The 4,143-nt window shown below is 64.7% G+C and carries 5 protein-coding genes; all 5 read left to right on the top strand.

Annotation, left to right across the window (positions count from 1 at the left end; genetic code table 11):
• Positions 1 to 1,180, top strand: a 1,180-nt coding sequence (gene urtB, locus MOV75_RS29295) for an urea ABC transporter permease subunit UrtB (protein ID WP_247007069.1), incomplete at its 5' end; no start/stop codon positions are given.
• Positions 1,177 to 2,346 (top strand): urea ABC transporter permease subunit UrtC, encoded by a 1,170-nt coding sequence (gene urtC, locus MOV75_RS29290; protein ID WP_246920249.1) that lies wholly within the window; start codon positions 1,177 to 1,179, stop codon positions 2,344 to 2,346. The genes urtB and urtC, both read left to right, overlap by 4 nt.
• 4 nt (positions 2,347 to 2,350) lie before the next feature.
• Positions 2,351 to 3,112, top strand: coding sequence for an urea ABC transporter ATP-binding protein UrtD (urtD, locus tag MOV75_RS29285; protein ID WP_246920254.1), 762 nt, complete (start codon positions 2,351 to 2,353; stop codon positions 3,110 to 3,112).
• A 3-nt stretch (positions 3,113 to 3,115) separates the two neighbouring features.
• Positions 3,116 to 3,811, top strand: coding sequence for an urea ABC transporter ATP-binding subunit UrtE (urtE, locus tag MOV75_RS29280; protein WP_166813106.1), 696 nt, complete (start codon positions 3,116 to 3,118; stop codon positions 3,809 to 3,811).
• A gap of 31 nt (positions 3,812 to 3,842) precedes the next feature.
• Positions 3,843 to 4,143: urease accessory protein UreD (locus MOV75_RS29275; RefSeq protein ID WP_247007068.1), on the top strand; the 301-nt coding region annotated here is incomplete at its 3' end.

The raw sequence follows: 4,143 nt of genomic DNA, 5'->3' as shown, positions 1-4,143 counted from the left end.
CCATGCTGGTGTTCGGCTTCTCCGAGTCGATTGCCGGCTGGTTTTCCGGTACCCCCGTCGGCGACCAGTTCGCCGCGCTGCTCGGCACTTTCTCGCTGCGGCCATCCGGCTGTTCAAGGCGGATGCCTCCGAGGTCGAGAAGCTCGAGGCAGTCGCCACGCTCAAGGCCCGCGGCGATCAGGAGGCGATGGCTCTGCTCACCGGCATGGGCGACCAGCCGGCCTCGGTGACCAAGGCCGCCGCGAGCGCGATCGGCTCGATCCAGTCTTCGCTCGCCATCTGGTCCACGGTTCAGAATGCCTGGTACGGCCTCTCGCTCGGCTCGGTGCTGCTGCTCGCAGCGATCGGGCTCGCCATCACTTTCGGCGTGATGGGCGTGATCAACATGGCGCATGGCGAGATGGTGATGATCGGCGCCTACACCACCTTCGTGGTGCAGGAGGTGATCCGCACCCGCTATCCCGGCCTGTTCGACTATTCGCTGCTGATCGCCGTGCCGCTTGCCTTCGTCGTCGCCGGCGCGATCGGCGTATTGATCGAGCGCAGCATCATCCGCTTCCTCTACGGCCGTCCGCTGGAGACGCTGCTGGCGACCTGGGGTCTGTCGCTGGTGCTGCAGCAGGCGGTGCGCACCATGTTCGGCCCGACCAACCGCGAGGTCGGCAATCCCTCCTGGATGAGCGGCGCGTTCGAAATCGGCCAGATCACCATCACCTATAACCGGCTCTGGATCCTCGTGTTCACGCTCGCCGTGTTCGCGATCCTGCTGGCGATGCTGCGCTACACCGCGCTGGGCCTCGAGATGCGCGCGGTGACGCAGAACCGCCGCATGGCCGCCTCGATGGGCATCGCCACCTCGCGCGTCGACGCACTGACCTTCGGCCTCGGTTCGGGCATTGCCGGAATCGCCGGGGTGGCGCTGTCGCAGATCGACAATGTCAGCCCCAATCTCGGCCAGAGCTACATCATCGACAGCTTCATGGTCGTGGTGTTCGGCGGGGTCGGCAATCTCTGGGGCACGCTGGTCGGCGCCTTCACGCTCGGCATCGCCAACAAATTCCTGGAGCCGGTCGCCGGCGCAGTGCTCGGCAAGATCGCCATCCTGGTTCTGATCATCCTGTTCATTCAAAAGCGGCCGCGCGGCCTGTTCGCGCTCAAGGGCCGTGCGGTGGAAGCATGACCCCTCACATGCTGACGCGATCGCTGGACCGCAGCGCGACGATCTTCCTTGCCGTCGTCGCGGCCTGCGGCATTCTCATCCCGCTCTCCAACCTGCTGCTGCCCGCTGGGTCGTTCCTGCAAGTGCCGACCTATCTCGTCGCGCTGTGGGGCAAATACGTCTGCTACGCCATCCTCGCGCTCGCGATCGATCTGATTTGGGGTTATTGCGGCATCCTCTCGCTCGGCCATGGCGCCTTCTTCGCGCTCGGCGGCTACGCCATGGGCATGTATCTGATGCGGCAGATCGGCACCCGCGGTGTGTATGGCAATCCGGTCCTGCCCGACTTCATGGTGTTCCTGAACTATTCGAAGCTGCCCTGGTACTGGTACGGCTTCGACATGTTCTGGTTCGCCGCGCTGATGGTACTGGTGGTGCCCGGCCTGCTCGCCTTCTGCTTCGGCTGGCTTGCCTTCCGCTCCCGTGTCACCGGCGTGTATCTCTCGATTATTACGCAGGCGATGACCTATGCGCTGCTGCTCGCCTTCTTCCGCAACGATTTCGGCTTCGGCGGCAACAACGGCCTGACCGACTTCAAGGACATCCTCGGCTTCAACGTCCAGGCTGAAGGTACCCGCGCGGCGCTGTTCGCGCTGAGCTGCCTGGCGCTGATCATCGGCTTTCTGATCTGCCGCGCCATCGTCTCGTCCAAGCTCGGCAAGGTCCTGATCGCGGTGCGGGACGCAGAATCGCGCACGCGCTTCCTCGGCTACCGCGTCGAATCCTACAAGCTGTTCGTGTTCACGGTGTCGGCCTGCATGGCCGGGGTCGCGGGCGCACTCTACGTGCCGCAGGTCGGCATCATCAATCCATCCGAATTTGCGCCCGGCAATTCGATCGAGGCGGTGATCTGGGTCGCGGTCGGTGGCCGTGGCACGCTGGTCGGCGCTGCGCTCGGCGCCGTCGTCGTCAACTACGCCAAGACCTTCTTCACCTCCGGCATGCTGGCGCCGTACTGGCTGTTCATGCTGGGCGCGCTGTTCATCCTGGTGACGCTGCTGCTGCCGAAGGGCATCATCGGCACCTTCAACGCCTGGTGGGACTCCTCGAAGGAAAAGCGCAACGCCGCGAGCCTGGCGAGCGCTGCGGCCGAAGACGGCGTTACCGAACCCAAGATGGCGGAGTAGCGCGATGAACGTCATGGACACCCGCACGACTTCGGCGATGCTGTATCTCGACGGCGTGCACGTCTCGTTCGACGGCTTCCACGCCATCAACAATTTGTCGCTGACGCTCGAGCCCGGCGAGATGCGTGCCATCATCGGCCCCAACGGCGCCGGCAAGACCACGATGATGGACATCATCACCGGCAAGACCAAGCCGGATGAGGGCACCGTGCTGTTCGACGGCGTCACTGATCTGACGCGGCTCGATGAGACCCGCATCGCCGAGCTCGGCATCGGACGCAAGTTCCAGAAGCCGACCGTGTTCGAGAGCCAGACCGTGCAGGACAACCTCCTGCTCGCGCTCAATGTCGACCACTCGGTCCGCGGCACGTTGTTCTGGCGCGGCAGCAAGGCCGAGTCCGAGCGCATCGACAAGGTGCTGGAGACGATCCGTCTCACAGAGGCACGCAACCGTCTCGCCGGCAGCCTCAGCCACGGCCAGAAGCAATGGCTGGAGATCGGCATGCTGCTCGCTCAGGATCCGAAGCTCCTGCTGGTCGACGAGCCCGTCGCAGGGATGACCGACGTCGAGACGCACCTCACCGCCGAGCTGCTCAAGGAAATCAACAAGACCCACACCGTGATGGTCGTCGAGCACGACATGACGTTCGTGCGCGAGCTCGGCGTCAAGGTCACCTGCCTGCACGAAGGCACGGTGCTCGCGGAAGGAACCATCGACCAGGTCTCGTCCAACGAGCGGGTCATCGAAGTCTATCTGGGACGCTGAGCGATGCTTGAGGTCAAGGACATCAACCTGTTCTACGGCGCGGCGCAGGCGCTACGCGGCGTCTCGATCTCGGCGGAGCCGGGCAAGGTGACGTGCGTGCTCGGGCGCAACGGCGTCGGCAAGACCTCGCTCCTGCGCGCCATGGTCGGGCAGTATCCGATCTCCTCGGGCGCGATTGTGCTCGACGGAAGCGACATCACTGGCCTGAAGCCCTATGAGCGCGCACGCAAGGGCATCGGCTTCGTGCCTCAGGGCCGCGAGATCTTTCCGCTGCTGACGGTCGAGGAGAATCTCAAGACCGGCTTCGGTCCGCTCAAGCGCGAAGACAAGCACATTCCGGACGACGTGTTCTCGCTCTTCCCCGTGCTGCAATCCATGCTCGGCCGGCGCGGCGGCGACCTCTCTGGCGGCCAGCAGCAACAGCTCGCGATCGGCCGCGCGCTGGTGATGCGGCCGAAGCTGCTCCTGCTCGATGAGCCGACCGAAGGCATCCAGCCTTCGATCATCAAGGACATCGGACGGGCCATCTCGTATTTGCGCAACCTCGGCAATATCGCCATCGTGCTGGTCGAACAATATCTCGACTTTGCCTGCGAACTCGGCGACAGTTTCGCGGTGATGGATCGCGGCGCGGTGAAATTCACCTGCGATCGCAGCAATCTCGACGCGAGCGAGATCAGCCGCCAGATGGCGCTGTAAGCCATTCTGCCGCGACCGGCTGGGGAGGCGGATGCGCAGCGACGTTTCAGTTACGTCAACGGTTTTCGAGGCGAACCGTGCCCGCGGCGCGGTGCGCTTCGATGTCCATGCGCGCGATGGCGTGACGCGGCGCGGCGTCTTGCATGAATCCGGCTCGCTGCGCGTGCGCTTTCCCTCGCCGGAAGGCGAAGGGCTCTCCGGCGTGTTCGTCAACACGGCCGGCGGGGTCGCCGGCGGGGACAGCTTCGATGTCGAGATATCGGCGGCGGATCGCTCGCGGCTGACCTTGACGACGGCGGCCGCCGAAAAGGTCTATCGCGCGCCGGGCGCGG

It is taken from the genome of Bradyrhizobium sp. PRIMUS42 (genome assembly GCF_023006515.1).
In the GTDB taxonomy this organism is placed as follows: Bacteria; Pseudomonadota; Alphaproteobacteria; order Rhizobiales; family Xanthobacteraceae; genus Bradyrhizobium.
This window is presented reverse-complemented; position numbering and strand designations above follow the sequence as displayed.